A 23,954-nucleotide genomic window follows, 5' to 3' on the forward strand; every position below is an offset into this window, starting at 1 on the left:
AAAACGGCCCTTTTTGTTCTATAAATCGAACGAATCGTTCGTCTTGAAAAATGTCTCTGTTGCGTTCATTATAATGGATACACGTTCGATATGGCTAAAATTGTATGAAGCATCATCTCTCCTGCCTGAAAGGCGACACGATCAAAGCAATCATCCTGGTTTGCCTCGCGGTGGGCGTGGTCGGGATGTCCTACGGCTCGCTGGCGATGGCCTACGGTTTCCCGCTGTGGGTGCCGTTTGTGCTCTCCCTTACCGTGCTGGCGGGTGCATCGGAATTTATGTTTATCGGCATCGTGGCGAGCGGTGGGAACCCGCTGGCCGCAGCGGCAGCCGGATTACTGGTGAACGCCCGCCACGTGCCGTTTGGCGTGACGGTGCGGGAACTGGTGGGCAAGCGCGGCCTGAGCTATTTGGGCTGCCACATCATGAACGATGAAAGCGTAGTGTTCGGCCTGTCGCAGAAAACCCCAGAACAGCGTAAAGCGGCCTACTGGCTGTGCGGTTTGGGCGTGGCAATCATCTGGCCGCTGGGCGCGCTGCTGGGTGCCATGGTCGGCAAACTGTTGCCAGACCCGGAAACCATTGGGCTGGATGCGGTATTTCCCGCCATTTTGCTGGCATTAGTGGTGCCTGCGTTTAAAAACCGCACCACGCTAATCCGCGCCTGCAGCGGTGCCGTATTGTCGCTGGCCGCCGTGCCGTTTGCCCCGGTGGGCCTGCCGGTGCTGCTCTCTTTACTCGGCCTTGCCGCGAGGAAAAAATAATGGGAAACATGACGGTCTTTATTCTCGGCATCGCCGTTCTTTCTCTGGGAACGTATTTGATGCGCCTCGGCGGGGCAAAACTGGGCAACCGGCTGGCGCTTTCCGAGCGATCACAGGCCCTGCTTTCCGATGCGGCAACGGTGTTGCTGTTTTCGGTGGCGCTGGCGACCACGTTTTATGAAGGGGAACATTTCGCCGGGATGGCGCGGGTGCTGGGCGTGGCGTTTGCGGTGTTTCTGGCCTGGCGGAAGATGCCTTTAATTGTGGTGATCGTAGCGGCAGCGGTGGTAACGGCGCTGCTGCGTCTGGCGGGACTCCACTAAGAAGAATGCCCGACAGAACAGGTCTGTCGGGCATCATAGAGGTTATCGCGCAGGAAGCGTATCGAGGTTAAGAGTAAGCATCTCGTTAAAATCCGTGGTGTTGGTAACACCAAATGCTTCGTCAGAAAGATAGGTCGTAATCATCATGGTGGCGGTGAACTGCTCGCCCACCACTTCCGTGCCGTTAACCGCAGCCAGGGCTTTTTCAGGCTTCAGCGTAACCTGTGATGCGCCACCCTGAACGGCAACCGCACCAATATCGACCGCAGCCAGTTGCACCGGACTCCCGTCAACGCGCCCATCCCTGAATTCGATTTTCATTGCGCCGCTGTCCGTAAAGCGATACGCCATGTTCTGTCGGGCAGCACCGTCAACGGAAATGCGCATTTTGCGCGCATCGGGGCACAGGACGGAAACCTGAAACTCGCGCGTGACCGAGGCATAACCGTTATAGACCTTACCCACATGCTCAGTGGAGGCCTTCCGCATATCCTCCTTACGGTAGCGCCCGTAATCGACTTTCTTCACAGCCGACATCATGTCACAGTCTTCCTCAGCGGCCTTCACCATCCCCGGAAGGCCCGATGCGCCGCAGAGCAACACAAGCATCAGCGCGTATTGACGAACGTTGTTCAGAGACATTTCCCTGTCACCTCTTCATAGAATTTATTTGGTTCCGCCTCTGGCAGGGTATACGTCAGCTTGCAACGCCCTTCATCCGGCTTCGCATACAGCTGCTGGCTGGCGGAGATATCGTTCAGGAAGATCACGCCATCTTCGGGTGCGCTCGTCACATACTCCCCTGCGGCGTCTACAATCGAGACCCCTTCCGGCAGCGGCGTGCCGTCCGCACGTTGAATATTGAGCAGCACGCGGCGCTGGCTTAACGTCGCAAACTCCCACTTCGCCACGGCGCCGTGAGACGCTTTGATCGCCGTTCGGCCATTTCTCACGTCCAGATTGCCTGGCAGACTTTCCGTGTTGATCTCAATCGAGCTTTCACGGAACGGCGTCAGCGCAGGAATAATTGCCCGGCCCCATTTGTCCGTCCATACCGCGCCGCGCGTGGTGTCAATCTCGATACCGGCCACCGGTTTATCCAGTCTGGCAATGGCATAGGTATCGCTAACGCGGTAAGGCGAGAAGGTCACCCCGTCGCTGTGGGCGACAATGCCACCGCTTAACGATGCAGAGTAGTTGGTATTGTTGTCGTTATCTCCCCCTGCGGCCAACGCCAGGTTGGTGTAATGCAGATTACTGTTCAGCGAACTATCCCAGCTGGTGGTGTTTTCATCCTGGTCCTGAGTGACCCCAACCATGTACTGGTTCTCAGCGTTGAGCGAGCCCATCGCCCGCGTGCCGTAGGAGCTCTTACCTTCACTCTCGCGATACCAGGAGCTGGTCGTCACCCCGGACCGCCCCAGCGGGATCGACACGTTGACGTAAAACTGGTCGTTGTCGCTACTGTCATTTCGGCTGACATCCGACTCCCAGTTCACGCTCACGTTGAAGTATTTAAAGGTTTGCGACCACGACGAGATAAACCGGCGGCTGTCGTATTCGCTGTTCCAGCTCTCATTGCGGTAATAGCTTAGCGAGAAGCGGCCGAGCGTCGCGTTTGACCAGTTGATGCCGACGGTAGAGTCGTATTTGGTTTGCGACATATCGTCATCGTCACCGTAGAGTTCCGTCATCTCGCGATAATCCGGGGTGCCGTAGCTGCCGCCCAGCGAAAGTCCAATGCCCCATGGCAGGGCATATCCCAAATCCAGCGTCGTTTTGTTGCCGTCGGTTTGCGTCTGGTTGTCGATTGACGCCAGAAAACCCAGCGAGGCATACAGATTCTGCATGGGCACGGTATCCAGGTTGCCGGAGAAGCCGTAATAGTGGTTATCCGCCATGACCATACCGGCGAGGAAATTCATCCGCTTGTTGAGAGACCAGCCGTTGTTGGCTGAAACTACCCACGGGTTTTCGAACCGCGAATCCATATCTTCCACACGACCCGCAGCCAGCGTAAACCCTGGTGCACGCCCCACATGATTACTGCGGAACGTACTTGCCGAGACGGTGAACCGGTTTTCGCTGCCGTCAGTCTCAGTGACGGTTACGTTCAGGTCGGTATTAAGATTAGCCAGCGGCACATCATCTAAGTTAAACGGCCCGGCGGGAACCAACGTGGAGTAGATGAGCTGTCCGCCCTGGCGGATATCGACGCGCGCCTGCGGATTACGGGCAATACCGCTGACTTCGACACCTGTACCCGCCTGGGAAGCGAGTGCGGTATCCGGCATCATCTGGACCCCGTAAATACTCGGGATACTGAAGCGGCTGTTGGCGACGTTAATCTGGCCGCCCTGCACCATGACGCCGTAATCGGTAAAGGTACGTTGGGCATAGGTGTAGAGAGACTCAACCTCAAAACCCTGATCGCTGCCGTCGCTAATAAACTGCGTGCTGCGTACAATCCAGTCGCCGGCGTTAAAGCCCATTTCAAAGGTCGACTGGAAACGGTCGGCGTTGTCACCATCATATTGATTATGGGTGCCGAACATGGAGTAATTCAGCATGGCTGCACGTCCGCCGCTTACCTCTGCGAACTGGCGGCCATAATCAGGATCTACCGCTTCCGGCGGAACGACCACCGATATTTCTTCAATATCTGGTGATGTCTGAATCGTTGATCCTGACCAGTATTGATGAATCTTCGGGCAGGCCCCTCTTTTAATCTGTTTAATCAGACCCGCGTTTTCCAGAAAATCTTTATCAATACAGGGCGTTCCTTCTTCATCAAATTTCACCGGCATAATATTGCGCGGCTTACCGTTAATATTAACCGTCACATTATGGTAGCCAGGGGTAAAACGGGGAGCAAGGGAATAGTAATCCGCAATGGCCGGATCAAGCCCGTTATTTTTTAACGCATCACCATCAAATATGGCTCGCGCCAGCTCCATTGATTCATTTGCCGTAGAGGAGATTTCAGCCCGAATATTAAATGCCAACGCGCTAAGGCAAAACACGAGCATTCCCTTTTTACAGGAACCGTTTAACATAACTACTCCATGTACCGTTAAGTGATTTTATTGCTTAAGGTCGGCAATATAACTACTAGCCTTATAGCCATAGCGCGTCGCCGGATAGATTTCGATTTGTTTTTCGGATGCTGATATTTTGGCTGACGCGCTGGCCGTCATTTTTTCGCCAGGAAGAATATAAGTCTTATTCAATTTCGCGACCGTACCCGACGCCATTAATTTTACCTTTTGCTCCATGCGGACCACATAAGGCGTAGTGTTCTCCACCGTCACGTTGCCATTGTTAATCTGCCAGGTGAGGGCCTTCCAGGGCTCAATATTTACCGCCAGACCTGCCGGGTGAATAATGACGGGAAGATTCTGGCTAAACACCACTTTAACTTTGTTTTTTTCACGCTGCGGGATGGCGGTAAAAATAACGCGCTTGAAATGTTCCACCTTCAGTGGCTCAGCGCTGCTTTTCAGGACAAAGCGTACGCGCTGGGTTTTACCCGCCTCTACGCGCACAACCGGCTGCGTGGCAATCAGGCCAGGTTTTGGGTCATCCGGGAGATCTATAATTTTGGTGTACAGCAGCTGTGCTTCAGCATCGGTGTTTTTGACATCCATGCTGGCTCCCTGCTTGTCTTCATTGACAATAAGCAGCGAGGTATCCGGCACCATCCCGGCAGCCATACCGTTGAATGAGGCCAGCAGGCAGGCACAGATCAGCGTTCTCTTGAAAAGCAGCATAATATTAGTCCATTAATATCGATAAATGACACCCCACCGGAGTGAGGTGTCAGGTATTTCAAAATGCGTGAGGAGTGATTACAGGTAAACCAACTCAACGTTGGTTAAGCCGTCAAGCGTGGCTTCATCCGTGATATTTAAATCGTTAGTTTGGTTAATCATCGCGGCGACACCTACGTTAAAGTTAACGTTGGTTTGTGCGACAGGCGTGCCGCCCAAGGTGTCACTGAAGGAATATAATTCGCTTTTGTCTGTGCTAACTTTTAAATAGCGCTCTCCGCCTGTGGTTGCCCACGTTGTTCCGTTATCGCGCGATGCGGTAGGATACAGTTCATCGCCAGCGTCGTTCGTGACAGCGCCTTTCGTCATCTGAATCCCTAATGAATAGGCACCAATTTTCTTACCATTGTACATACCCAGCCCTGCGGTTTGGTACGCCTCTCTGCCAAATTCCGTATCAATAAAATTGGTCGGCAAAACTTGAGTTTGTCCTGAGTCTGCATGGGCATCATTAAACGTCACTGCAACACGGGTAGCCTCTTCGCAGGTAATGGAAATAGGAATAATTTTAACATCCGCCAATGGTGTAGCCGACGTGGAATTCAGTGAAGACACACTTATCGTGCCATAATCGGCAATACCACCACCGCTAATAAATGCAGGCGTACAGGAAGAGGGAACGATTTTACCGGTCACCTGAATATCAACACTTGAAGCGGCCATAGCAGAGGACGCCACGACAGCCAGCGCGGACGCCAGCATTCCTTTTTTGAACATCGCGTTCATTTAATTTCCTTATAAAAGTGAAATACAAAATATGCCAAATAATTAATATTTGGCCTGAGGGAGTGCTACAAAGCATTATTTTGGAAAATAGCATTACAGATAGCCCAGATCAATAGCCCCAAAATTTTTTAGGATTAGCGCCTGAGGAATTCCTTAAATCTCAAGATCAATAATAATTATTATATATGTAAACCTTCAAAATAAAGATTGCAGCCACCAAAATCATTCACTAAAGGAATATATGAAATCAACTGGCCAGACCATTCATTTGACTTATTTATAAGATTATTGTTTTTTAAACAAAAGTTACATCAGAAACAGGATTCTTACTTTTATTTATTTTGTTAATCAGGATTATCCAGGAGGAAATGACTGTTTTGGCAGGGAGGAGAAAGCAGAAGGGAGCAGAAGAACAACCTGTCCCTGCTCCGAAGAGCAAGGGACAGTGGCTACAAGACCTATTTATTCAGTTCAGCGGTCATGTGTACGCGGTTACCGGTGAATGCCTGGGTAATTTTGTACGATGATGCACCTGCTTCCTGAGCCTGTGCAGCAATTTTTGCTTCTGCACCGTCCAGCGTAGAGGCGGAAGCGGTTACTGTCTGCGCAGCGAAAGAACCGAAAGAAGCAGCCAGAGCGATTACAGCGACAAAAGTTTTGATGCTTTTCATGAGATAAACCCTTTCATTAAGTTGTTTAGGTAAGGCACCGTGCCTTGATGAGATAAATACTAGACCTCATCCCGATCAACTAAAAGCGGAAGGATTTGCTATTCTCTTTCAAAATTACTGATCAACAATTAGTCGCTGTGAGTGCGTGTAAATCGTCGCCCTTCCAGGCTTGCAGAACCCCACCAGCGTCAGGTTACAGCGTTCTGCCACTTCCACCGCCAGCGTCGTTGCCGCTGAGACCGCAAACAGAATTTCCACGCCGCACATGGCGGCTTTCTGCACCATCTCGTAGCTGGCGCGGCTGGAAACGAGCGCAGCCCCCTGCTGCCAGACGTCACTTTCACGCGCGCGGCGACCGAGCAACTTATCCAGCGCCACGTGGCGGCCCACGTCTTCGTGACCACCGATAATGTCGCCCGATGGCAGAACCCACGCCGCCGCGTGCGTACAGCCGCTCAGCTGACCGATGGGCTGTACATCGTTGAGGTGTTCCAGCGCTTTGTCGAGGTTGGCGAGGTTAAACGTCTGGGTAAACGGCAGTGGCGTAACGGGCTTGCCGATATCGTTGAGCTGTTCAACACCACACACGCCGCAGCCGGTGCGTCCGGCCAGCGCGCGTCGACGCTCTTTTAACCCCATAAAGCGGCGGCTGGAAAGCTCGATTTGCACTTCAAGGCCGTTACACGCCTTCACCACGTCCATGCCGTAGATCTCCTGCGGATGGTCGATGATGCCTTCCGAGAGCGAAAAACCGATGGCGAACAGCTCAAGATCTTTCGGCGAAGCCATCATCACCACGTGCGAGATACCGTTGTAAACGAGCGCAACGGGCACCTCTTCCGCCAGAAAATCGGGCGTGGCATGGGTAATGTGGGGCGGTCTGTGTACCGACAGTTCCACAACGCCCGCAGGCAGGGGTAACGAGTGGGTAGCACGGTTTTGTTTAGACACAACGGTATTCCTGAACAACCACGGAGGTGAGCCTGCTATTGCATCACAAACAACAGGGCTTACGCATAGTATGGATCAACTTTTCAGCATCAAGTTTACCTACTCACTTGTGAGAGGTACAACAAAACGCATGCTACACCCCTTTAACATGCAGGGTTAATAATGTGATTGGTATCACATTTTATAGTCAACAGGGTGATAATACGTTCACTTTGTTTTAACGCCATTGGAACAGGCGTACCGACATTGTGGTATTCTGGTGATATCCCTCGGAGAAATGAGGGATTAACGCAAATTTTTCTCCTTTGCGGTCAATTCTCAACCGCGAAGTTAAAACACCATATGTAAGCAATGTCGAAACAAGGAGTGACCCATGCAGGTCAGCAGAAGGCAGTTCTTTAAGATCTGCGCTGGCGGTATGGCAGGCACAACGGCAGCGGCACTGGGCTTCGCGCCCGGCGTAGCGCTGGCGGAAACGCGGCAGTATAAACTGCTGCGCACCCGTGAAACCCGTAACACCTGTACGTACTGCTCCGTCGGCTGTGGGCTGTTGATGTATAGCCTCGGCGACGGTGCAAAAAATGCCAAAGCGTCTATCTTCCACATCGAAGGCGACCCGGACCATCCGGTCAACCGTGGAGCGTTGTGCCCGAAAGGGGCTGGTCTGGTGGACTTTATCCACTCCGAAAGCCGCCTGAAATTCCCGGAATACCGCGCGCCAGGCTCAGACAAGTGGCAGCAAATCAGCTGGGAAGAGGCGTTCGACCGCATCGCAAAACATATTAAAGAAGACCGCGATGCCAACTTTGTTGAGAAGAACGCCGACGGCGTCACGGTCAACCGCTGGCTCTCCACCGGGATGCTGTGTGCCTCTGCTTCCAGCAACGAAACCGGTTATTTAACCCAGAAATTTACGCGCGCACTCGGTATGCTCGCGGTCGACAACCAGGCGCGTGTCTGACACGGACCAACGGTAGCAAGTCTTGCTCCAACATTTGGTCGCGGTGCGATGACCAACCACTGGGTCGACATCAAGAACGCCAACCTCATTGTGGTGATGGGCGGTAACGCCGCTGAAGCGCACCCTGTCGGGTTCCGCTGGGCGATGGAAGCCAAAATCCACAACGGTGCGAAACTGATTGTGATCGATCCCCGCTTTACGCGTACTGCGTCAGTGGCGGATTTCTACACCCCTATTCGTTCAGGTACTGACATCACTTTCCTGTCAGGCGTATTGCTGTACCTGATGACCAACGAAAAATATAACCGCGAATACACCGAAGCCTATACCAACGCCAGCCTGATCGTGCGTGAGGATTACCACTTCGAAGATGGCCTGTTCAGCGGTTATGACGCCGAGAAACGCAAATACGACAAAACCAGCTGGAACTACGAGCTGGACGAGAAAGGCTTTGCGAAGCGCGACACCACTCTGCAACACCCCCGCTGCGTGTGGAACCTGCTGAAAGAGCACGTTTCCCGCTACACGCCGGAGGTTGTCGAAAACATCTGCGGTACGCCGAAGGCGGACTTCCTGAAGGTGTGCGAGCTAATCGCCGAAACCAGCGCGAAAGACAAAACCGCGTCGTTCCTGTATGCACTTGGCTGGACGCAGCACTCCATCGGCGCGCAGAACATCCGTACCATGGCAATGGTTCAGCTGCTGCTCGGCAACATGGGGATGGCAGGCGGCGGCGTGAACGCCCTGCGCGGTCACTCCAACATTCAGGGTCTGACCGACCTCGGCCTGCTGTCTCAGAGCCTGCCGGGTTACATGAACCTGCCAAGCGAGAAACAGACCGACCTGCAAACCTACCTGACGGCCAGCACGCCTAAACCGCTGCTCGAAGGCCAGGTAAACTACTGGGGCAACTATCCGAAGTTCTTCGTCTCAATGATGAAAGCCTTCTTCGGCGACAAAGCGACGGCTGAAAACAGCTGGGGCTTTGACTGGCTGCCGAAGTGGGACAAAGGCTACGACGTTCTGCAGTATTTCGAGATGATGCACCAGGGCAAAGTGAACGGCTATCTGTGCCAGGGCTTTAACCCGGTTGCCTCGTTCCCGAACAAGAACAAGGTTGTTGAGTCCCTGTCGAAGCTGAAGTTCCTGGTGACGATTGACCCGCTCAATACCGAGACCTCGACCTTCTGGCAGAACCACGGTGAATCGAACGACGTCGATCCATCGAAGATTCAGACCGAAGTGTTCCGTCTGCCGTCGACCTGCTTCGCGGAAGAGAACGGTTCTATCGTCAACTCCGGACGCTGGCTGCAGTGGCACTGGAAAGGCGCGGACGCCCCGGGCATCGCCATGAACGACGGCGAGATCCTGGCCGGTATCTTCTTACGCCTGCGTAAGATGTATGCGGCAGAAGGCGGCGCAAACCCGGAACCAGTGCTGAACATGAGCTGGAATTACTCGACGCCGGAAAACCCTGCGCCAGAAGAAGTGGCGATGGAGAGCAACGGTAAGGCGCTGGCGGACGTTATCGACCCGGCCACCGGTGCGGTGCTGGCGAAGAAAGGCGATCAGCTCAGCACCTTCGCGCACCTGCGCGATGACGGTACGACCTCCAGCGGCTGCTGGATCTTTGCCGGTAGCTGGACGCCGAAAGGCAACCAGATGGCCAACCGCGATAACGCCGACCCGTCGGGCCTCGGCAATACGCTGGGCTGGGCATGGGCGTGGCCGCTCAACCGCCGCATCCTCTATAACCGCGCATCCGCTGACCCGCAGGGCAACCCGTGGGATCCGAAGCGTCAGCTTCTGAAGTGGGACGGCGCGAAGTGGGGCGGCGTGGATATTCCGGACTACAGCACTGCCGCACCAGGCAGCGACGTTGGGCCGTTTATCATGCAGCCAGAAGGGATGGGACGCCTGTTTGCTATCGATAAGATGGCGGAAGGTCCGTTCCCCGAACACTACGAGCCGTTTGAGACGCCGCTGGGCACCAACCCGCTGCACCCGAACGTGGTCTCTAACCCGGCAGCCCGTATCTTCAAGGGCGATTTTGAAGCGCTGGGTAAAAAGGACAAGTTCCCGTACGTGGGCACCACCTACCGTCTGACCGAGCACTTCCACTACTGGACCAAGCACGCGCTGCTTAACGCCATCGCGCAGCCGGAACAGTTTGTGGAGATCGGCGAGAAGCTGGCGGGCAAGCTCGGCATCGCCCATGGCGATACCGTGAAGGTCTCCTCTAACCGCGGCTATATCAAAGCCAAGGCGGTGGTGACCAAGCGTATCCGCACGCTGAACGTTCACGGTCAGCAGGTGGATACCATCGGCATCCCAATTCACTGGGGTTACGAGGGCGTGGCGAAGAAAGGGTTCATTGCGAACACCCTGACGCCGTTCGTCGGCGATGCGAACACGCAGACGCCGGAGTTTAAGGCCTTCCTCGTGAACGTGGAAAAGGTGTAACGGAGACGACTTATGGCTTATCAATCTCAAGACATTATCCGTCGTTCCGCGACAAACAGTTTCACGCCCGCGCCTCAGGCGCGGGACCATCAGCAGGAAGTGGCGAAGCTCATCGACGTGACCACCTGTATCGGCTGTAAAGCCTGTCAGGTGGCCTGTTCAGAGTGGAACGATCTGCGTGACGAAGTGGGTCACAACGTCGGGGTGTACGACAACCCGGCGGACCTGACCGCCAAGTCCTGGACGGTGATGCGTTTCTCGGAAGTGGAGCAGAACGACAAGCTGGAATGGCTTATCCGCAAAGACGGCTGTATGCACTGTGCGGATCCGGGCTGCCTGAAGGCGTGTCCGTCAGAAGGGGCTATTATTCAGTATGCCAACGGCATCGTCGACTTCCAGTCCGAACAGTGCATCGGCTGCGGCTACTGCATCGCGGGCTGTCCGTTCGACGTACCGCGCCTGAACCCGGAAGACAACCGCGTCTACAAATGCACGCTGTGCGTTGACCGCGTCACCGTGGGCCAGGAGCCCGCGTGCGTGAAGACCTGCCCAACCGGCGCTATCCACTTTGGCTCCAAAGAGGATATGAAAACGCTGGCGGCAGAGCGCGTGGGCGAGCTGAAAACCCGTGGTTACGACAACGCGGGCCTGTACGATCCGGCCGGAGTTGGCGGTACGCACGTGATGTACGTGCTGCACCACGCCGACAAGCCGAACCTGTATCACGGCCTGCCGGAGAACCCGGAAATCAGCGCCACCGTGAAGTTCTGGAAAGGCATCTGGAAACCGCTGGCAGCGGTAGGTTTTGCTGCCACCTTCGCAGCGAGCATCTTCCACTACGTCGGCGTTGGTCCGAACCGTGCGGAAGAGGAAGACGACAACCTGCATGAAGAGAAAGACGAGGTGCGCAAATGAGAAAACGTGACACCATCGTGCGCTACACCGCGCCGGAACGCATCAACCACTGGGTCACCGCCTTCTGCTTCATGCTGGCGGCGATAAGCGGGCTGGGGTTCTTCTTCCCATCCTTCAACTGGCTGATGCAGATCATGGGGACACCACAGCTGGCGCGTATACTGCACCCGTTTGTGGGCGTCATCATGTTCGCGTCGTTCATCATCATGTTTTTCCGCTACTGGCACCATAACCTAATCAATCGGGATGATATCTTTTGGGCGAAGAATATTCGTAAGATCGTCGTCAACGAGGAAGTAGGTGATACCGGGCGTTATAACTTCGGCCAGAAATGCGTATTCTGGGCGGCGATTATCTTCCTGGTCCTGTTGCTGGTGAGCGGCGTGATCATCTGGCGTCCGTACTTTGCGCCTGCTTTCTCAATCCCGGTGATCCGATTCGCGCTGATGCTGCATTCATTTGCCGCAGTGGCGTTAATTGTGGTTATCATGGTGCATATCTACGCCGCCCTTTGGGTGAAAGGCACCATTACCGCGATGGTGGAAGGATGGGTAACCAGTACGTGGGCGAAGAAACATCACCCGCGCTGGTACCGTGAAGTCCGCCAGAAACAGGAAAAGTCATCTGAATGAGTATTCGCATAATCCCGCAAGATGAGCTGGGGTCGAGCGAGAAACGCACGGCGGATTATATTCCGCCGTTGTTATTCCCCAGACTCAAGAACCTCTACAACCGCCGCGCAGAGCGTCTGCGCGAGCTGGCAGAGAACAACCCGCTGGGTGATTTTCTGCGCTTTGCCGCGCTGGTTGCCCACGCGCAGGAAGTGGTGCTGTACGACCACCCGCTGCAAATGGATCTGACCGCGCGCATCAAAGAAGCCAACGCGCAGGGCAAGCCGCCGCTGGACATTCACGTCCTGCCGCGCGACAAGCACTGGCAAAAGCTGCTGCATTCGCTGATTGCCGAGCTGAAGCCGGAGATGAGCGGTACCGCGCTGGCGGTTATCGAGAATCTGGAAAAAGCTTCTGACCTGGAGCTGGAAGAGATGGCGAGCGCGCTGTTCGCGTCCGACTTCTCTCTGGTGAGCAGCGATAAAGCGCCGTTCATCTGGGCCGCGCTGTCGCTCTACTGGGCGCAAATGGCAAGCCTGATCCCGGGCAAAGCCCGCGCTGAATACGGCGAAGCGCGTCAGTTCTGCCCGGTCTGCGGCTCCATGCCGGTCTCCAGCATGGTGCAAATCGGCACCACGCAGGGGCTGCGCTACCTGCACTGCAACCTGTGTGAAACCGAGTGGCACGTGGTGCGCATCAAGTGCAGTAACTGCGAGCAGACCCGCGATCTGAACTACTGGTCGCTGGAAAATGAAGAAGCGGCGGTGAAAGCGGAAAGCTGCGGCGACTGCGGAACCTACCTGAAGATTCTGTATCAGGAAAAAGACCCGAAAGTCGAAGCGGTGGCCGACGATCTCGCCTCGCTGATTCTGGACGCTAAGATGGAGCAGGAGGGCTTTGCCCGCAGCTCGATCAACCCGTTCCTGTTCCCGGGTGAAGGGGAGTAATCTCCTGTGAGAGTGCCGGGCGGCGCAAGCTTGCCCGGCCTACAGCTGGTAAGGTGAAACGACCCCGGTGATGCCCGAAAAGTCTTTCGTATTGCGTGAGATTAACGGGCAGCTTCTGCTCTGAGCGGTAGCCAGAATGATGGCATCGGGCAGCTTCATGCCGTGCTTCTCGCGGAGTAATACGCTTCTTTCAGCAATCTCCCGCGTGATATCAATAATTTCAAAAGCCCCCATCACAGCCGCCGTTTTTGCTTCATGTCCGTGCTTGCGCGCGCCCACCATGACTTCCATCCATGTGATCAGGCTAATGGCTCTATGCGACGCCGTGCGATCAATGGCATCCGCCGCCTCAACGCGATTATTAAAAAGATCGATGAGAATATTGGTATCAAACACTGCCATGTGCTCCATGATTACCACTCCTCACGCAGCTTGCGTTCATACTCAAGCCCATCTTCCTGCTGGTTTCCCCACAGGCCAAGCGCATCGCGGATAACCGATGAACTCTGCTGGTCGAGATATTGCTCAATGGCTTCCCGTAGCAATTCGGCGCGGGGCCGGTTACGCAGCTGCTTCAGGTTATCCAGTCGCTGAATCACGTCATCAGACAAATCGATCAGTATTCTGCCCATATCAAGGTCCGCCAAAAGAGTCATATATCACCTTAGTATATCATCTGCGGTTAATTTTCAGGCAAAATACTCCTTGTCAATTTAGGGTTAAAGGATATTTCGAAAATGGCGGCCGATTTTGCGAGCCGCTTTCCAGATGACCGTTACTCCTCCTCGTTCCCACCCTCTTCATACGCGCCGTAGGGCTTCGCCGGGAGGACGATATACGTTCCTTCAAACACCGCGCCCGCCGTTTCATCGCCAAACAGCTCAACCTGCATCTGTACGCGCGCTTTGCGGCCTCGCGCCAGACGGTCAAGATCGCCACCCAGTGCACCGAGATCGGCCACCGCGCTCGGCTTGCCGCTGATGGGGGCGCTGTAGCGAATATGTGCATCAGCAAGAATAATGGTGCCGCCCAGATGACGCTCGCGCAGCATTAGCCAGATGAGCCCCCAGCCGGTAAGGGTCGCCAGCGAGAAGAGACTACCTGCAAAAAGGGTGTGGTGCGGGTTTTGGTTGCCGATCTCCGGCATGGTGGTAATGAATTTCTGCCCTGTGTACTGCTGAATACGCACACCCATTTTTTCACTGAGCGGAATGTGCTCATACCACGCCTGCTGCAGCTGACCGCACCAGTCCGCACGATGCAGAATGTCATCCAGCGTGGCGATGGGTTTGATCATCAAAAAGTGGCGAATCGGCGTGGTCTGCGGGGCGGTAATTTCGCCCTGATTAACAAAACCGAGCTTGGCAAAGAACTCGACGGCGTCTTCACGGGCGCTACAGGTGACGCGCTTAACGCCTTCCTGACGGGCGACGGACTCCAGCGTCATCGCCATCAGGGTACCGAGCCCTTTATCCTGCACGGACGGGTGAACCGCCATAAAGCGAATAGAGGCTTCATTGTCGGCATTGATATACAGTCGCCCAACGGCGACGAGGTTACCCTCTTCATCCACCACCATTTGATGGTGCGCCATCGCATCCCAGGCGTCGCGTTCAGACCCTTTAGGTTGATGTAAGGGTTTGCGCAGCATTTCCCAGCGGAAATGGTAGTAGACCTCTAACTCTTCTTCCGTTTGCGGTACTCGAAGGTGATACATAGCTGTACTCTCTCTGGTTACCCGCGGCCACGCCGCCAGTTGGCTCATACCTGGAGCCAGAATGTGACGGGGCCATCGTTCACCAGCGATACCTGCATATCTGCAGCGAATCGTCCGGTTTGCGTATTCATTTCCTGCTGACGGCAGCGCTCAACAAAGTACTCGTAAAGGGCTTCTGCGCGTTCTGGCGCAGCACCTTTAGAAAAACCAGGCCGCATGCCACGTTCGGTATCTGCGGCCAACGTAAACTGGGAAACCACCAGCACGCTTCCACCCGCCTGCTGGACGTTGAGGTTCATCTTGCCTTCCACATCGCTAAAGATGCGGTAGCCCAGCACGCGCTCGCACAGGCGGTTGGCTTTTTGTTCGTCATCATCCTTTTCGACACCTAACAACACTAAAAGTCCTGGGCCGATTTCACCCGTCACCTCATCCTCCACGGTGACGCTGGCACGGGTTACGCGCTGTATCAATGCAATCATGGTTGGTCTGCTTCTTGTTGTTTTTCAGCTTCTGCTGCTTTTTTAAGTTCGCGGTATATTCCGAGAGTGACAGTTATTTCGGCACCAAGCAAGACGATACACCAGGTCCAATAGACCCAGACAAACAAAATGGGGATCACCGCCAGCACGCCGTAAATCAGCTGATAAGACGGGAACATGGTGATGTAAAGCGCGAAACCTTTCTTGCCCAGTTCGAAGAGCACGGCTGCGACCAGCGCCCCAACGATGGCATCACGGTTAGGTACGCGCGTCGTCGGTACCACGCTGTAAAGCAGCCAGAACGAGAGCCACGATAAAATGAGCGGGAAGATGCGCAGAACGTTATCAATCACGCTGTTTAAGTCACTCGCCCAGCGCAGAGAAAGAAGATAGGAACTGATCGCCAGGCTCGCCCCCGCCAGCAGCGGACCGAGGGTCAAAATCATCCAGTACACGGCAAAGGAGTAAACCTTAGGACGGATTTTTTTGCTTCGCCAGATGGTGTTGAGGGCACTGTCGATGGAATACATCAAAAGCAGCGCCGTGACGATAAGGCCGCAGGCGCCCACCGCCGTCATCTTGCTGGAGTTGGCGACAAACTGCTCAATATAGTTCTGTATGACATCGCCGGTGGCCGGAATGAAGTTTGCAAAAACAAAATGGCGAAGCTGCAGGCTGACATCTGCAAACATCGGAAACGCGGAAAACAGGGCAAAGATGACCGCCACCAGCGGCACTAATGAGAGCAACGATACATAGGCGAGATTCCCCGCCAGCGTCGTCATGTTGTCCTCATCAATGCGGTGCCAGAGCAGCTTCAGCCATGCCCGAAGCGGCCGGGTATGGTGCGTGGCTTTTTGATGAACGGTTTTTAGCATAACTGCTTCGCAAAATAGTTCGGTATCGTCTCTTTTCCGGTCACCAGAATTGACGTGATACCTAACTGGTTAGCTCCCTCTATATTATCGGCGTTGTCGTCGAAAAAGACCGCATCAGCCGCGGAGAATCCTTCTTCCTGCAGAACCGCCTGATAAATACGCGCTTCAGGCTTGCGCATGCCCATCTCCTGGGAGAGATAAATTTTATCTGCTGCCGCGTGGATCTCCGGGTATTCATCCGGCCAAAACGTGGTATGCAGGCGGTTGGTATTTGACAGCACCACCACGCGATGCCCCTGCTCGCGCAGTTTATGCATGATGTCGGTGACTTCCGGGCGGATCGCGACAAAGACTGCCTGCCAGCCATGAGAAAACTGCTCATAGCTTAACGGCAGATCCATTTCATGGCAGAAGCGCTCTGCGAATTCTTCATCGCTGATTTCACCGCGTTCGTGCTGGTGGAAGGTTTCTCCCATCTTAAAATTCTGCTTTAACGTCGCCAGCGGTACACGGCTAAAATCGCTCCATGCGCCCAGCACCCGATTAAAATCGATATCGACGATTACATTTCCTAAGTCAAAGATATAAAGCATGTTTATCTCCTTTCGCCGTGGAAAAGTAACTGTAGCGGGAAAGATAAGGTTTGGCTATGCGTGAGATTCAGCTTAAAGAAATGAATGGCCCGAACGTGAATGTCGGGCCAGGAGAAGCGTTAGCCTGCCTGCTGTTCGTCGGTTGAAATCACTTCAACAATTTCAACTTTGCTGGATTTGAGATGATTTTGCAGCGCCGAACCGGGCAGTTCGTCGGTGAAGAGCGCCGTCGCCTGCGCAACGTTGCCAATTTCCACCGCCGCAGACGCCTGATATTTCGTATGATCGGCCGCTAACAGAATGTGGCGAGAGTGGGCCATCATGGTTTTCACCACGCTGGCTTCATTGACGTCAAATTCCATCATCGCGCCGTCGTGCTCAATGGCCCCGACGCTGGTGACCAGGTAATCCGCACGGAATCCCGATACGAACGCCGTGGCCGCCGGGCCGATAATGCCGCCGTTATGCGGACGCAGCGTGCCACCCGGCACCATGACTTCAAAGCGCGGATTCTTATACAGAATATGCGCCACCCGCAGGCTGTTGGTGATGATGCGCAGATGATTATGGTTAAGCAACGCCCGGGCAACATGCTCCACGGTCGTCCCGATGGTGATAAAGATAGTTGAGCCATCGGGAATATAGTCCGCAATCGCCTCAGCAATGGCCCGCTTCTCTTCGGTGAGCGAGACCTCACGCTGCTCGAATGCCGTGTTCACCACGCTGGATGCCCTGCCCGCGCCGCCGTGATGACGCGTGATCAGCCCCTGCTCGCTGAGCTTGCGGATATCCCGGCGCACCGTTTGCGTGGAGACATCCAGCAGCTGTGCCAGTTCATCAATGTTCATATAGCCGCGATCGGCAATCAGCGTCAGCAGCTGATCGTGACGCGGGTTGCCGGTCAGTTCGGTAAGGCTCATGGGCTGTCCTCTGAAAACCATCACGCCCCGCATTTTATACAAAAAGTGACAAAAAAGAGCGGGTTTGATCACAGTCGGGTATACCCGCGCGCCCGCCGGGCTTTGTACATTTCAGTGCTGCGACGGCGCTGGCAAAACGCACGGCGTCGGCTGAGGACGTTTGCTGTCCCAGGCTGAACGCCAGCGCGCCATGGAAAACGTCGCCCGCCCCGGTGGTATCAATGACGTTGACCTCAAAGCCGGGCTGATGGCACAGCGTGTCATTTTCCAGCCAGAAGCAGCCGTCACGCCCCTGCGTGACGTAAACATGTCCGTTTGTGAGCGTTTGTGCTTTTTTCAGCGCGTCTTCGGTTTCCTCCCGCTGCGTTAAGCGCCGGAGTCCCGGTGCGGAGAAGGCCGCATGATCGCTTAAGGCAACCAGATCCGCGATGTCCTGCGGGGTGACATCCGCATCAAGAAGGGTCGGCACACCCTGCTGACGGGCAAGGGTAAACGCCTGCTTTGCGCCGTCATGCCAGCGCACGTCTGCTAACACGATATCCCATTGCGAGAAGTCGATTTCACGCAGCCAGTCTGCCGCGGCAGGGAGATCGGGGCTGGGATAGTTCGCAATCACGCGCTCCCCGCTGCCGTCAACCAGCACCGCAGACTGTGACGAACGCGCATCTTTAAACACGCGCGTGTAGCGGGTGTTCACCCCCAGGGACTCCAGCTCCGCCAGCAGCCTTCTACCGGTATCGTCGTCCCCCACCCGACCAATAAAATCCACTTCCGCGCCCAGCTTTGCCGCCGCCACGGCCGCCGTTGCCGCCGGACCGCCGCCCACTTCCGTATAGTCTTTTGCGACATATTTCCCACCTTCTTTAGGTAAATCATCGAGATACCAGATGCGATCCAGCACGGTTATGCCGACACAAACGATGCGAGTCATGGTGATTCCTTCTGCGATTTCTGATGCCTTCATTTTAATTTCACCAAATGTTTAAAAAGTGACCCGTGTCAATTTTTTGACTATAAATTACAAATACGATCAAAAACAGACACCACAAACGCGCAAAAATTGACACGATGTGACAGGAGAAAGGCATGTCAGCAATCGCATTTATCGGATTAGGGCAGATGGGCGCGCCCATGGCGAAGAATCTGTTGAAACAGGGCCACCAGCTTAACGTTTTTGATGTGAACCCGCAGGCGGTTCAGGCGCTGGTGGAAAACGGCGCACGGGCGGCGGCTACGCCCGCACAGGCAGCAACGGATGCCGAATTCGTGATTACCATGCTGCCAAACGGCGACCTGGTGCGCAGCGTGCTGTTCGGCGAGCACGGCGTGTGCGAAGGGTTATCCCGCGACGCGCTGGTCATTGATATGTCCACCATTCACCCGCTGCAAACCGACACGCTGATCCGCGACATGGCTGAGCAAGGCTTCAGCCTGATGGACGTGCCCGTCGGACGCACCTCTGACCATGCCATCGCCGGTACGCTGCTTCTGCTGGCGGGCGGTACGGCGCAGCAGGTTGAGCGCGCCACCCCCGTCTTAATGGCGATGGGCAATGAGCTGATTAACGCCGGCGGGCCAGGCATGGGTATTCGCGTGAAGCTTATCAATAACTACATGAGCATCGCCCTCAACGCCCTGTCGGCAGAGGCGGCCGTGCTGTGCGAAGCGCTCGGCCTCTCCTTTGACGTGGCGCTCAAGGTGATGAGCGGCACGCCGGCGGGCAAAGGCCACTTCACTACATCCTGGCCGAACAAGGTGCTGAAAGGGGATCTTTCACCCGCCTTCATGATCGACCTTGCGCATAAAGATCTGGGGATCGCCCTGGACGTGGCCAACCAACTCCACGTTCCGATGCCGCTGGGCGCGGCCTCCCGCGAAGTTTACAACCAGGCACGCGCCGCCGGTCGCGGGCGCGAAGACTGGACGGCCATTCTTGAACAGGTTCGCGCATCTGCCGGGCTGAAAAAATCACACTGATACGAAAGGACTGAGGAATGACGATGTACACCCTGAAAGATATCACCCGACCTTCCGGCGGTTTTGCGATGCTGGCCGTGGACCAGCGCGAAGCGATGCGCCTGATGTTTGCTGCGGCAGGCGCGCCGGTGCCGGTAACCGACCAGCACCTCACGGATTTTAAGGTTAACGCGGCGAAGATTCTGTCGCCGTACGCCTCTGCCATTCTCGTCGACCAGCAGTTCTGCTATCGCCAGATTGTCGAGCAGCAGGCCGTCGCCAAAAGCTGCGCGATGATTGTGGCGGCCGACGAGTTTATTCCGGGGAACGGGATCCCGGTCGACAGTGTGGTGATCGACAAAAATATTGACGCGCAGGCGGTGAAACGCGATGGCGGCAAGGCGCTGAAGCTGCTGGTACTGTGGCGCAGTGATGAAGATCCGCAGCAGCGTCTTGAGATGGTGAAGGCGTTCAACACGCTGTGCCACGACAACGGGCTGCTGAGCATTATCGAGCCGGTTGTGCGTCCACCGCGTCGCGGTGCCGCGTTTGACCGTGAACAGGCGATTATCGACGCGGCCAAAGAGCTGGGTGACAGCGGTGCCGACCTCTACAAAGTGGAGATGCCGCTGTTCGGTAAAGGCTCGCAGCAGGCGCTGCTGTCAGCCTCGCAAAAGCTGAACGAGAACATAGCTATGCCGTGGGTGATCCTCTCCTCCGGCGTGGACGATAAGCTATTCCCGCGCGCCGTCAGCGTCGCCATGCAGGCAGGGGCATCGGGCTTCTTAGCCGGTCGCGCCGTCTGGTCATCGGTGATTGGCCTGCCGGATACGGAGCTGATGCTCCGCGATATTTCCGTACCAAAACTGCAGCGTCTGGGCGAGATCGTCGACGAAATGATGGCTCGCCGTTAAGAAAGGACCCGAACATGAAATGGTTTAACACCCTGAGCCATAACCGCTGGCTCGAACAAGAGACCGACCGCATTCTCGATTTCGGTAAAAACGCCGCCGTACCAACCGGCTTTGGCTGGCTGGGCAATAACGGGCAGGTGCGCAGCGATATGGGCACCCATCTTTGGATCACCGCCCGCATGCTGCACGTGTACGCGGTGGCAGCGAACATGGGCCGTCCCGGCGCGTACGCCCTGGTTGAGCACGGTATCAATGCCCTGAACGGCCCGCTACGCGACAAACAGCACGGCGGCTGGTACGCCTGCGTTAACGATGAGGGCGTCATAGATGCCTCCAAGCAGGGCTATCAGCATTTCTTCGTGCTGCTGGGCGCGGCGAGCGCCGTCACCACCGGCCACCCCGAGGCGCGCAGGCTGCTGGACGACGCCATCGAGGTGATTGAGCGCTACTTCTGGAGCGAACAGGAGCAGATGTGCCTGGAGTCCTGGGACGAAGCCTTCAGCAAAACGGAAGATTACCGTGGTGGTAACGCCAACATGCACGCCGTGGAAGCTTTCCTCATCGTCTATGACGTGACCCACGATCGTAAGTGGCTCGACCGCGCCCTGCGTATCGCCTCGGTGATTATTCACGACGTGGCGCGCAAAGGGGAGTACCGCGTTAATGAGCATTTTGATACGAACTGGAACCCGATCCGCGATTACAACATCGATAACCCCGCCCACCGCTTCCGCGCCTACGGCGGTACGCCGGGGCACTGGATTGAGTGGGGCCGCCTGATGCTGCACCTGCGCGCCGCGCTGGAAGCCCGCTTTGAAACCCCGCCGGAGTGGCTGCTGGAAGATGCGAAAGGCCTGTTTCACGCCACCCTCCGTGACGCCTGGGCACCCGACGGGGCCGACGGCTTTGTCTACTCCGTGGGCTGGGACGGCAAGCCTATCGTGCGCGAACGCGTGCGCTGGCCAATCGTCGAGGCGATGGGCACGGCCTATGCCCTCTACACCGTCACCGGCGAGGCGCAGTACGAAGCCTGGTACCAGAAGTGGTGGGATTACTGCATCAAGTACCTGATGGATTACGAAAACGGTTCATGGTGGCAGGAGCTGGACACTAATAACGAAGTGACCACCAAAGTCTGGGACGGCAAGCAGGATATTTACCACCTGCTGCACTGCCTGGTGATCCCCCGCCTGCCGCTGGCACCGGGCTTAGCCCCTGCCGTAGCCGCCGGATTACTGGATAGCCTGGCCAAATAATAAAGACGGAGTTTTTATGCGTACCCTACACAATATTGACCTGAAAAATAACGAAAGTGGTTTCACCCTGCGCTGGCAGGACCGTCTGATTTTATCCCACACCGCGGATGCCCCTTGCCTGTGGATCGGCGCAGGCGAGGCGGATATCGAGATGTTTCGCGGCAACTTCAGCATCAAAGACAAGCTCAACGAAAAGATTGCCCTGACGGACGCGACCGTCACGCAGCAAAGCGTGGGCTGGGCGATCCGCTTTACCCGCGGCGATGCGGTGAGCGCAACGCTGCTGGTGGGCGTCGATGCGGAAGGCCGTCTTGAGCTGAAGCTTAAAAACGATGCTCTCGGCCATAACCGCATCTGGCTGCGGCTGGCGGCCCAGCCAGAAGATCATATCTACGGCTGCGGCGAGCAGTTCTCGTACTTCGATCTGCGCGGCAAGCCGTTCCCGCTGTGGACCAGCGAGCAGGGCGTGGGCCGCAATAAGCAAACCTACGTGACCTGGCAGGCCGACTGCAAAGAGAACGCGGGCGGCGACTACTACTGGACCTTCTTCCCGCAGCCCACCTTCGTGAGCACCCAGAAGTACTACTGCCACGTGGACAACAGCTGCTATATGAACTTCGACTTCAGCGCGCCGGACTTCCACGAGCTGGCGTTCTGGGAAGATAACGCCACATTGCGCTTCGAATGTGCGGAAACCTACGTCGATCTGCTGGAAAAAATGACCGGCCTGCTGGGGCGTCAGCCTGAACTGCCGGACTGGGTTTACGACGGCGTGACGCTGGGTATTCAGGGCGGCACCGACGTGTGTCAGCAAAAGCTCGACGTTATGCGCCAGGGCGGCGTGAAGGTGAACGGCATCTGGGCTCAGGACTGGTCCGGCATCCGCATGACCTCCTTCGGTAAGCGCGTAATGTGGAACTGGAAGTGGAACAGCGAGTTGTATCCGCAGCTTGACGAGCGGATTGCGCAGTGGAAAGAGGAAGGCGTGCAGTTCCTCTCCTATATCAACCCGTACGTCGCCAGCGATAAAGATCTCTGCGAAGAGGCATCGAAGCGCGGCTATCTGACCAAAGATGCCGACGGCAAGGATTACCACGTTGAGTTCGGCGAGTTCTACGCGGGCGTTATCGACCTGACCAACCCGGAAGCCTACAGCTGGTACAAAGAGGTGATTAAAAAGAACCTGATTGAACTGGGCTGCGGCGGCTGGATGGCCGATTTCGGGGAATATCTGCCGACCGATACCTTCCTGCACAACGGCGTGAGCGCGGAGATCATGCATAACGCCTGGCCTGCTCTGTGGGCGAAATGTAATTACGAGGCGCTGGAGGAGACCGGCAAACTCGGGGAAATCCTGTTCTTCATGCGCGCGGGCTACACCGGCAGCCAGAAGCACTCGGTGATGATGTGGGCCGGGGATCAGAACGTTGACTGGAGCCTGGACGATGGTCTGGCGTCCGTCGTACCGGCGGCGCTGTCGCTGGCGATGACCGGGCACGGGCTGCACCACAGCGACATTGGCGGCTATACGACCCTCTTCGAGATGAAGCGCAGCAAAGAGCTGCTGCTGCGCTGGTGCGACTTCAGCGCCTTTACGCCGATGATGCGTACCCACGAGGGCAATCGCCCTGGCGATAACTGGCAGTTCGACGGCGATGCGGAAACCATCGCGCACTTCGCGCGCATGACCACCGTCTTCACCACCCTGAAGCCGTACATCAAAGCTGCGGTTGCGCAGAACGCGAAAAGCGGCCTGCCGGTGATGCGCCCGCTGTTCCTGCACTACGAGGACGACGCGCGCGCCTACACGCTGAAATACCAGTATCTGTTTGGCCGTGACCTGCTGGTGGCACCGGTTCATGAAGAGGGCCGCCGCGACTGGTCTCTCTATCTGCCGCAGGACAGCTGGGTCAATGCGTGGACCGGGGAAACCTGCCTGGGCGGTGACGTCACCGTTGATGCTCCGCTCGGCAAGCCGCCGGTGTTCTATCGCCAGCACAGCGAATGGGCAGATCTGTTTAGCACCTTACGTCATATCTGATAAGGCTCGCCCGCAGGGAAATCTGCGGGCAGACG

24 protein-coding genes are annotated in these 23,954 nt (G+C 55.9%); 10 read left to right on the plus strand and 14 right to left on the minus strand.

Annotated elements, in window-relative coordinates; translation table 11 throughout:
* Positions 1-104: 104 nt before the first annotated feature.
* The gene (locus EXW94_RS13000; protein ID WP_174340278.1) at positions 105-764 is read left to right on the plus strand and encodes an AzlC family ABC transporter permease; all 660 of its coding nucleotides are present in this window, start codon (positions 105-107) and stop codon (positions 762-764) included.
* On the plus strand, positions 764-1,087 hold the full coding sequence (locus tag EXW94_RS13005; protein WP_174340279.1) for an AzlD domain-containing protein: 324 nt from the start codon (positions 764-766) through the stop codon (positions 1,085-1,087). The genes EXW94_RS13000 and EXW94_RS13005 overlap by 1 nt, the downstream gene beginning before the upstream one ends.
* 42 nt (positions 1,088-1,129) lie before the next feature.
* On the opposite strand, the gene EXW94_RS13010 is transcribed toward EXW94_RS13005, so the two are convergent.
* From EXW94_RS13010 to fdhD, 6 genes are all read right to left on the minus strand, one after another.
* Positions 1,130-1,729 carry a hypothetical protein gene (locus tag EXW94_RS13010; protein ID WP_174340280.1) on the minus strand — a complete coding sequence of 200 codons (600 nt, stop codon included), beginning with the start codon at positions 1,727-1,729 and terminating at the stop codon, positions 1,130-1,132.
* Positions 1,720-4,143, minus strand: coding sequence for a fimbrial biogenesis usher protein (locus EXW94_RS13015; protein WP_174340281.1), 2,424 nt, complete (start codon positions 4,141-4,143; stop codon positions 1,720-1,722). Before EXW94_RS13015 ends, EXW94_RS13010 begins: the two co-directional genes overlap by 10 nt.
* 27 nt (positions 4,144-4,170) lie before the next feature.
* Positions 4,171-4,857, minus strand: coding sequence for a fimbria/pilus chaperone family protein (locus EXW94_RS13020; RefSeq protein ID WP_108417967.1), 687 nt, complete (start codon positions 4,855-4,857; stop codon positions 4,171-4,173).
* A gap of 78 nt (positions 4,858-4,935) precedes the next feature.
* Positions 4,936-5,643, minus strand: a complete 708-nt coding sequence (locus EXW94_RS13025; protein WP_174340282.1) for a DUF1120 domain-containing protein — start codon at positions 5,641-5,643, stop codon at positions 4,936-4,938.
* A gap of 458 nt (positions 5,644-6,101) precedes the next feature.
* Positions 6,102-6,314 (minus strand): DUF1471 domain-containing protein, encoded by a 213-nt coding sequence (locus EXW94_RS13030; RefSeq protein WP_015569916.1) that lies wholly within the window; start codon positions 6,312-6,314, stop codon positions 6,102-6,104.
* A 114-nt stretch (positions 6,315-6,428) separates the two neighbouring features.
* Positions 6,429-7,265, minus strand: a complete 837-nt coding sequence (fdhD, locus tag EXW94_RS13035; protein WP_108417970.1) for a formate dehydrogenase accessory sulfurtransferase FdhD — start codon at positions 7,263-7,265, stop codon at positions 6,429-6,431.
* Between the two features lie 373 nt (positions 7,266-7,638).
* Between fdhD and fdnG the strand changes: the two genes are divergently transcribed.
* From fdnG to fdhE, 4 genes are read left to right on the plus strand one after another with little or no spacing between them, the layout of a single operon-like run.
* On the plus strand, positions 7,639-10,689 hold the full coding sequence (fdnG, locus tag EXW94_RS13040) for a formate dehydrogenase-N subunit alpha (protein WP_174340283.1): 3,051 nt from the start codon (positions 7,639-7,641) through the stop codon (positions 10,687-10,689).
* Positions 10,690-10,701: 12 nt separating this feature from the next.
* The gene (gene fdxH / locus EXW94_RS13045) at positions 10,702-11,604 is read left to right on the plus strand and encodes a formate dehydrogenase subunit beta (RefSeq protein ID WP_010436855.1); all 903 of its coding nucleotides are present in this window, start codon (positions 10,702-10,704) and stop codon (positions 11,602-11,604) included.
* Positions 11,601-12,236: a formate dehydrogenase cytochrome b556 subunit gene (gene fdoI, locus EXW94_RS13050; RefSeq protein ID WP_008501832.1), complete on the plus strand. Its 636-nt coding sequence runs from the start codon at positions 11,601-11,603 to the stop codon at positions 12,234-12,236. The genes fdxH and fdoI overlap by 4 nt, the downstream gene beginning before the upstream one ends.
* Positions 12,233-13,162 (plus strand): formate dehydrogenase accessory protein FdhE, encoded by a 930-nt coding sequence (gene fdhE, locus EXW94_RS13055; protein ID WP_010436850.1) that lies wholly within the window; start codon positions 12,233-12,235, stop codon positions 13,160-13,162. Before fdoI ends, fdhE begins: the two co-directional genes overlap by 4 nt.
* Before the next feature lie 39 nt (positions 13,163-13,201).
* Here fdhE and EXW94_RS13060 read toward each other — a convergent pair whose 3' ends face one another.
* From EXW94_RS13060 to EXW94_RS13095, 8 genes are all read right to left on the minus strand, one after another.
* The gene (locus EXW94_RS13060; protein ID WP_174340284.1) at positions 13,202-13,573 is read right to left on the minus strand and encodes a type II toxin-antitoxin system VapC family toxin; all 372 of its coding nucleotides are present in this window, start codon (positions 13,571-13,573) and stop codon (positions 13,202-13,204) included.
* 2 nt (positions 13,574-13,575) lie between these two features.
* Positions 13,576-13,818, minus strand: coding sequence for a ribbon-helix-helix protein, CopG family (locus tag EXW94_RS13065; protein ID WP_109492491.1), 243 nt, complete (start codon positions 13,816-13,818; stop codon positions 13,576-13,578).
* Between the two features lie 119 nt (positions 13,819-13,937).
* On the minus strand, positions 13,938-14,879 hold the full coding sequence (fabY, locus tag EXW94_RS13070) for a fatty acid biosynthesis protein FabY (protein ID WP_010436842.1): 942 nt from the start codon (positions 14,877-14,879) through the stop codon (positions 13,938-13,940).
* A gap of 44 nt (positions 14,880-14,923) precedes the next feature.
* Positions 14,924-15,361: a D-aminoacyl-tRNA deacylase gene (gene dtd / locus EXW94_RS13075; RefSeq protein WP_174340285.1), complete on the minus strand. Its 438-nt coding sequence runs from the start codon at positions 15,359-15,361 to the stop codon at positions 14,924-14,926.
* Positions 15,358-16,239, minus strand: a complete 882-nt coding sequence (locus EXW94_RS13080; RefSeq protein ID WP_010436837.1) for a virulence factor BrkB family protein — start codon at positions 16,237-16,239, stop codon at positions 15,358-15,360. Before EXW94_RS13080 ends, dtd begins: the two co-directional genes overlap by 4 nt.
* Entirely contained in the window at positions 16,233-16,832 is a 600-nt protein-coding gene (yihX, locus tag EXW94_RS13085; protein ID WP_119938085.1) for a glucose-1-phosphatase, read from the minus strand. The genes EXW94_RS13080 and yihX overlap by 7 nt, the downstream gene beginning before the upstream one ends.
* A 119-nt stretch (positions 16,833-16,951) precedes the next feature.
* The gene (locus tag EXW94_RS13090) at positions 16,952-17,752 is read right to left on the minus strand and encodes a DeoR/GlpR family DNA-binding transcription regulator (RefSeq protein WP_032639926.1); all 801 of its coding nucleotides are present in this window, start codon (positions 17,750-17,752) and stop codon (positions 16,952-16,954) included.
* Positions 17,753-17,786: 34 nt separating this feature from the next.
* On the minus strand, positions 17,787-18,683 hold the full coding sequence (locus tag EXW94_RS13095) for a sugar kinase (protein ID WP_108417976.1): 897 nt from the start codon (positions 18,681-18,683) through the stop codon (positions 17,787-17,789).
* A 155-nt stretch (positions 18,684-18,838) separates the two neighbouring features.
* On the opposite strand from EXW94_RS13095, the gene yihU reads away from it, so the two are divergent.
* From yihU to EXW94_RS13115, 4 genes are read left to right on the plus strand one after another with little or no spacing between them, the layout of a single operon-like run.
* Entirely contained in the window at positions 18,839-19,729 is an 891-nt protein-coding gene (yihU, locus tag EXW94_RS13100) for a sulfolactaldehyde 3-reductase (RefSeq protein WP_108417977.1), read from the plus strand.
* Between the two features lie 17 nt (positions 19,730-19,746).
* On the plus strand, positions 19,747-20,622 hold the full coding sequence (gene yihT, locus EXW94_RS13105; RefSeq protein ID WP_174340286.1) for a sulfofructosephosphate aldolase: 876 nt from the start codon (positions 19,747-19,749) through the stop codon (positions 20,620-20,622).
* A 14-nt stretch (positions 20,623-20,636) separates the two neighbouring features.
* Positions 20,637-21,878: a sulfoquinovose isomerase gene (gene yihS, locus EXW94_RS13110; protein ID WP_126816726.1), complete on the plus strand. Its 1,242-nt coding sequence runs from the start codon at positions 20,637-20,639 to the stop codon at positions 21,876-21,878.
* Positions 21,879-21,894: 16 nt separating this feature from the next.
* Positions 21,895-23,919, plus strand: a complete 2,025-nt coding sequence (locus tag EXW94_RS13115; protein WP_174340287.1) for an alpha-glucosidase — start codon at positions 21,895-21,897, stop codon at positions 23,917-23,919.
* Positions 23,920-23,954: the final 35 nt, after the last annotated feature.

The organism is Enterobacter sp. JMULE2 (genome assembly GCF_013337145.1).
Classification (GTDB): Bacteria; Pseudomonadota; Gammaproteobacteria; order Enterobacterales; family Enterobacteriaceae; genus Enterobacter; species Enterobacter mori.